Annotated in this window: 8 protein-coding genes; 2 read left to right on the top strand and 6 right to left on the bottom strand. The window is 65.6% G+C overall.

All coding sequences use genetic code 11. From position 1 onward, the window contains the following. Positions 1-428, bottom strand: a 428-nt coding sequence (locus VFA16_RS02340; protein WP_324966267.1) for a hypothetical protein, incomplete at its 3' end; no start/stop codon positions are given. 93 nt (positions 429-521) lie between these two features. On the opposite strand from VFA16_RS02340, the gene VFA16_RS02345 reads away from it, so the two are divergent. After that, positions 522-1,040 carry a MarR family transcriptional regulator gene (locus tag VFA16_RS02345; RefSeq protein WP_324966268.1) on the top strand — a complete coding sequence of 173 codons (519 nt, stop codon included), beginning with the start codon at positions 522-524 and terminating at the stop codon, positions 1,038-1,040. A gap of 3 nt (positions 1,041-1,043) precedes the next feature. Here VFA16_RS02345 and VFA16_RS02350 read toward each other — a convergent pair whose 3' ends face one another. Next, on the bottom strand, positions 1,044-2,267 hold the full coding sequence (locus VFA16_RS02350; RefSeq protein ID WP_324966269.1) for a GAF domain-containing sensor histidine kinase: 1,224 nt from the start codon (positions 2,265-2,267) through the stop codon (positions 1,044-1,046). Continuing rightward, positions 2,264-2,944, bottom strand: coding sequence for a response regulator transcription factor (locus tag VFA16_RS02355; protein WP_324966270.1), 681 nt, complete (start codon positions 2,942-2,944; stop codon positions 2,264-2,266). The genes VFA16_RS02350 and VFA16_RS02355 overlap by 4 nt, the downstream gene beginning before the upstream one ends. A 109-nt stretch (positions 2,945-3,053) precedes the next feature. On the opposite strand from VFA16_RS02355, the gene VFA16_RS02360 reads away from it, so the two are divergent. Further along, entirely contained in the window at positions 3,054-3,647 is a 594-nt protein-coding gene (locus VFA16_RS02360) for an HAD family hydrolase (RefSeq protein ID WP_324966274.1), read from the top strand. Positions 3,648-3,651: 4 nt separating this feature from the next. Here VFA16_RS02360 and mmsB read toward each other — a convergent pair whose 3' ends face one another. The 3 genes from mmsB to VFA16_RS02375 form a co-directional block, all read right to left on the bottom strand. Next, positions 3,652-4,536 carry a 3-hydroxyisobutyrate dehydrogenase gene (mmsB, locus tag VFA16_RS02365; RefSeq protein ID WP_324966271.1) on the bottom strand — a complete coding sequence of 295 codons (885 nt, stop codon included), beginning with the start codon at positions 4,534-4,536 and terminating at the stop codon, positions 3,652-3,654. A gap of 12 nt (positions 4,537-4,548) precedes the next feature. Further along, positions 4,549-5,715, bottom strand: coding sequence for an acyl-CoA dehydrogenase family protein (locus VFA16_RS02370; RefSeq protein ID WP_324966272.1), 1,167 nt, complete (start codon positions 5,713-5,715; stop codon positions 4,549-4,551). 7 nt (positions 5,716-5,722) lie between these two features. Beyond that, the coding region (locus VFA16_RS02375; RefSeq protein ID WP_324966273.1) for an aldehyde dehydrogenase family protein at positions 5,723-6,136 on the bottom strand (414 nt) is incomplete at its 5' end.

Consider the following 6,136-nt stretch of genomic DNA (forward strand, 5'->3'; position numbering starts at 1 on the left):
GGAATGATAGGCACGCGTGCCAGTTCCCAGTGGATCCCGTTGACTGGGTCATCAAAGAACACGGCGTAGTAGCCGGGCGTGTAGTGAGGGTATTCCGTCGGTTGGTCGGTCACGCGTTTCCCCTTCGGGAGCAAGAATTCCCGGTGGAAACGGTCAACCTCCTGTCGGCTCCGGGCCCACAGCGCGATGTGGTTGATGCCTACCGCTGGATCAGCGTGTGTCATCTTCGACCCGGAGCGGGCAGGTTGAATGCCGATATAGCTGTGCGGAGCCGGGAATCGAGCCATGTAGTAGGTCGAGCGGTACTCGATGTCCAGCGTCCAAAAGCTCATATACCCGAGCCACCCGAACATCGCGTCGTAGAAAGCAACGGAATCGTTGTAGTTCAATACCGCGAATTCGACGTGATTAACACCGCGCCAGCGCATTGTCACCTCCGTCGGTCTGTTCAACTGCTCGACCAGGTCGAGTGCATTGTCCCGGGGGGCGGCAATTGGTCGCGAAGTGCGGTAAGAAAGGGCGTGGCCGCCGACGAACCCGACAAGCGATCCGATACCCGCGACCCGATCGCCCAAGCCCGGGCCAACTGGGAGCGCGCAGGTTGGGGTGACGTCGCCGAGGGCATGGTCGCAGTGACGTCGGTGATGCGTGCCCACCAGATCTTGCTGGCCCGGGTGGAAAATGCCTTGCGGCCCTACGACCTGAGCTTCTCCCGCTTCGAGTTGCTGCGCCTGCTGGCGTTCAGCCGCACCGGCGCGCTGCCGATCACCAAAGCGTCCGACCGGCTGCAAGTCCACGTCACCAGCGTCACCCATGCGATTCGCCGGCTGGAAGCCAACGGGCTGGTGCAGCGGATACCGCACCCCACCGACGGTCGCACCACGCTGGTACAGATCACCGAGCTGGGCCGCTCGACAGTCGAGGACGCCACCGTCACACTCAACGAGCAGGTGTTCGCCGATATCGGGATGTCCGAGGCTGAATCGCAGGCGCTGGTGTCGGCGATCGAGACATTGCGGCACAACGCCGGCGACTTCTAGCCGCTAATCCAGAATCGGCGGCAGCGGAATCGTTGCCGTCACCGCCGTCCCCGCGCCCGGCCGTGACCGAATGTTGAGCCGCCCGCCGACCAGCTCAGCGCGCTCGGCCATCGACAGCACACCGTAGCCGCCCATCTCGTCGCCACCCAACGGATTCTCGAACGTGTCGAAACCGATTCCGTCGTCGACGATTTCGAGCCGCGCGATGTCGTCGTCAACCGCGAACCGCAGCCGCGCCCTGGTAGCGTCGGCGTGTTTGACGACGTTTTGCAGTCCTTCCTGCGCAATGCGGTACAGCGCCAGCTCGATGTGCTCAGGCAACCGGGCATCGGAGAGCTCAAGCTCAAGATCCAGTTGCGGCATCGACCGCGCCAGGCTGGCCAGCCCGCCGGCCAACCCGAGGTCGTCCAGCACAGGTGGTCGCAATCCGCTGATCGCGGAGCGCGCTTCCTCCAGCGTCAGCCGGGCGAGTTCGCGGGCCTCGTCGAGATGCTGCGACGCCTCGGCCGGGTCTTCGTGGCCGACGGCCCGCGCGGCGGCATCAAGCCGGTACGACAGCGAGATCAGCCGCTGCGATATGCCGTCGTGAATGTCTCCGGCCAAGCGCCTGCGTTCGATTTCCTGCGCCTCGATGACCTGCTCGACGAACAACTCATGCGCGCGCTCGCGCGCCACCAGCTGCCGGTGCAGCCGCGCTTGATGCAGTGCCCCGGCAATCAGCCGACCGATGACCCGCAGCAGCTCGACGTCACCGTCGGTGAATTCCCGGCGCTGCACGGTGTGCACGTTGAGCACCCCCACCAAACCGCCGGGGTCGGTTTCCATCGGCACCGACACCATCGAGGTGAAATCCCGTCCGCGCAGCGATTGGATCGGCAAGTACCGTGGATCGGCTTCCTTGTCGTGGGTGATCACCACCGGCTCACGATGGCTGGCCACCCACCCGGAAATGCCGGAGCCCAGCGGCAACCGGATCTTCCCCACCTGGCCGTCGAACGGGGGCGTCGCGCCGGCCAAGGTAAGTGAGCGGTCGGTGTCGTCGAGGACATGGACAAAGCAGACGTCGGTTCCGGTAGCCGCGGTGATCATCCGCGCGGCCGCGGCTGCCAACGGTTCGACGCCGGGCCCGCTGGAAGCAGCCTGAATGAGTTCGCGCAGCAGCGCCAGCTCACGGTCGGCGCCGACAACGTCGCGCACCGCGTTCGACGGAGCTGCGCGGTCGGTCATCGGTAGATGCCTTCCCGCAACGCGGTAGCCACCGCGCCGGTTCGGTCGCTGACGCCAAGCTTGCGGTAGATCGAGCGCAGATGGCTTTTGACGGTTTCCTCGCCGATGACGAGCTTGTTGGCGATGCCGCGGTTGGACAACCCTGTCACCATGTAGGACAGAATCTCGCTCTCGCGTTGCGTCAGTCCCTGACGTGCGCCAGGCCAGAATTCGTCACGCTGCATCCGCGCCGCAGTATCCACCGCGCGGGCCGCCATTCCTGTGTCGATCACCGTCTCGCCGTGGTGGACCGACTCCAGCTGGCGCACCAGTTCGTCGCTGCTGATGCTTTTCAACAGGTAGCCGCGCGCACCCACCCGCAACGCCTGGAACAGGTACTGCTCGTCGTCGTAGACCGAAAGCATGACTATTTTGCGGTTCGGGTCGCGTTCGCGCAGCTCAAGGCACAGGTCGAGGCCGCTGGAACCCTGCATGCGGACATCGCAGAGCACGATGTCTGGCTGCAGGGTGTCGATGACGCTGACGGCGCGTTCGGCGCCCACCGCATGACCGACCACCTGCACGCGGTCCTTGAACGCGGCGAGCATCGCCTTGAGGCCCTCGATGACCATTTCGTGGTCGTCGACAAGCACCAGCCGAACAGGTTTGGTGGCCTGACCACTGTCCAAAGCCGCCATGGCATCACCATAGAGCCGCTCACGGGACGACGAGTCAAGATCGCCACGCGGAATCCCCCTAATGGGGGAAGCCCCGCCGGCGGCGCCCGGCCACGCTATGGATGTGACCATGCCGGCGGACACCCTTCGACGGCGGACGTTCTGGTGGGACCGGGCCCGACCCGTCGATGCTGACGTAGCACCTTTGCGCGCGGTGATCTTCGACGCCGACGACGCGCTGGCTGACGTCGAATGCAACGGCGACCTCACGCCGCGCCCAGGACTCATCGACTTGGTCATGAATCTGTTCGTCGCCGGCATCTGGGTCGGTGTGGTCAGCACCCGCGAGCGGACGTGGGCGGAAACCGTGGTGCGTCAACTGATCGGCGAAGGCTTGGTCGAAACCATCGTGACCGCTGACGACCTGGACGGAGCAGACGGTGATGCCGAGCTGTACCGCCTGGCGTTGTGGGAGTTCGGAATAACGCCGCAGAGCGCACTTGCCATCGAGGGCTCAGCTCGCGGATTGCGGGCGGCGACGGCCGCCGGTGTGCCGGCGCTGCTCGTCACGTGCGGCGACACCACCGAAGGCGAATTCACTCGTGCGGCTGCCGTACGGTCGGGCTACGACGGCGCCCACCCGCTGCTGGCCGCGGGCTGCCGAGAGCTGCACCGGCGATGGTGGATCGCCCGGAAGCGCTCGCAGCTCGCGGCCAGCACGTGAACGTTTAGGACTGGCGCAGCATTTCGATGATCGCGCTGAAGTCTTTGTCGGCGTGGTCGACCGCGAATTTGGCGTAGATGTCGGCGGCGTGGCTGCCTAACGGCGCCGCCGCACCGGTCGAGGTCACCGCATCCATCGCCAGGCCCAAGTCCTTGTTCATAAGCGCGGTCGCGAAACCAGGCTCGAAGTTGTTGTTGGCCGGCGATGTAGGAACCAGGCCGGGCACCGGGCAGTTCGTGTGCACCGCCCAGCAGTTGCCGGTCGCGCCGGTGATCACGTCGAACAGCGACTGCGCTGACAGCCCGAGCTTTTCTGCCAGTACGAAAGCTTCGCCGACGACGATCTGATGGACGGCCAGCACCATGTTGTTGCACAACTTTGCCGCCTGACCGGCGCCGGCCGCGCCGCAGTGAATAACCTTGCCCGCCATGGGTTCTAGCACTGGCCGCGCCCGGTCCAGCGCCGATTCGTCACCACCCACCATGAACGCCAGCGTTCCCGCGACCGCACCCCGTACCCCGCCTGAGACCGGCGCATCGAGCTGGGCGAAGCCGTGCGACTCGGCCAGCGCATGCACTTCACGGGCATCGTTGACGGAGATGGTCGAGCTGTCGATGAACAGCGCGCCGCGCTGTGCGGCGGGCAGGATCTCGGCGTAGCAGCGCTTGACCACGTCGCCGTTGGGCAGCATGGTGATCACGACATCGGCGTCGGCCACCGCGTCGGGCGCGGTATCGAATACCGCGACGCCGTTTTTAGTCGCGGCTGCCGCGGCCGTGGGTAGGGGGTCAAATCCTCGCACGAAATGGCCGGCGGCAACCAGATTCGTCGACATCGGGCCGCCCATGTGGCCCAGCCCAAGGAAAGCGACCCGGGAAGTATCAGGCATGCCGTGGCCTTCCTATGCGGTGGCGCGGACCCGCGCGGCTTCCGCCCGGCCGATGACCACCCGCATGATTTCGTTGGTTCCCTCCAGGATGCGGTGCACGCGCAGGTCGCGGACGATCTTCTCCAGACCGTACTCCCGGAGGTAACCGTAGCCGCCGTGCAGCTGCAGCGCCTTGTCGGCCACCTCGAAGCAGGCGTCGGTGACATAGCGTTTGGCCATCGCGCACAGTTCGACCTTGTCGGCGGCACCGGCGTCCAGTGCGCTTGCCGCCCGCCACAACAGCATCCGGGAGGTCTCCAGCGCGGTGGCCATGTCAGCCAACGTGAACCGGATCGTGGGCTCGTCGAGCAGGACGTTGCCAAACGCCTGCCGCTGCAGCAGATACGACGCCGCCTTGTCGAAGGCGGCCTGGGCACCGCCGAGCGAGCATGCGGCGATGTTGAGGCGCCCGCCGTTGAGTCCGTTCATCGCGATCCCGAAGCCGGCGCCTTCGCCGTCGGCGCCGCCCAGCATCGCGTCGGTGGGAACCCGCACCCCGTCCAGCACCACTTGCGCGGTGGGCTGCGCATTCCAGCCCATCTTCGCTTCGTGAGCACCGAAACTCAGCCCCGCAGCCCCCTTTTCGACAATGAAAGCCGAAATTCCGCGCGGTCCCTCGCCGCCAGTGCGGGCCATCACCACGTAGACGTCTGAGGCGCCGGCGCCGGAAATGAACTGCTTGACACCGTCGAGCACGTAGTCGCCACCGTCCCTGACGGCGCGGGTGCTCAACGCGCTGGCATCCGAACCGGCGCCCGGTTCGGTCAAACAGTAGCTGGCGACGACATCCATTGAAGCCAGCCGCGGCAACCAGATTTTGCGCTGCTCTTCGGTGCCGAACGTGTCGATCATCCAGGCGCACATATTGTGAATCGACAAGAACGCGGCCGTCGTGGGATCGCCGGTGGCCAACTGCTCGAAGATCCGCACCCCGTCGAGCCGGCGTAGCCCGCTGCCGCCGACATCCTCGCGGCAGTAGATCGCCGCCATGCCGAGCGCAGCCGCCTCACGCAGCACGTCGACCGGAAAGTGGTTGGTGGCGTCCCACTCCAACGCATACGGCGCCAAGCGTTTCTCGGCGAACGCGGCCGCCGTCTCGGTGATCACCCGCTCGTCGTCGTCGAGACCAAAGAATTCCATTGTGGCGCTATTTCATAGTGGGAATGACGAATTCAGCGCCATCCTTGATGCCCGACGGCCAGCGCGACGTCACCGTCTTGACCTTGGTGTAGAACTGGATCGACGCGGGGCCGTGCTGGTTGAGATCACCGAAGCCCGAGCGCTTCCAGCCGCCGAAGGTGTGGTAGGCCACCGGCACCGGGATCGGCACGTTGACACCGACCATGCCGACCTGCACGCGTGAGGTGAAGTCGCGGGCGGTGTCGCCGTCGCGGGTGAAAATCGCGACGCCGTTGCCGTACTCGTGCTCCGAGGGCAGCCGCAGCGCCTCTTCGTAGTCGTGGGCGCGCACCATGCACAGCACCGGCCCGAAGATCTCGTCGGTGTAGATCGACATCTCCGGGGTGACGTGGTCGAACAACGTCGGGCCGATGAAAAACCC

It is taken from the genome of Mycobacterium sp., assembly GCF_035653355.1.
In the GTDB taxonomy this organism is placed as follows: Bacteria; Actinomycetota; Actinomycetes; order Mycobacteriales; family Mycobacteriaceae; genus Mycobacterium.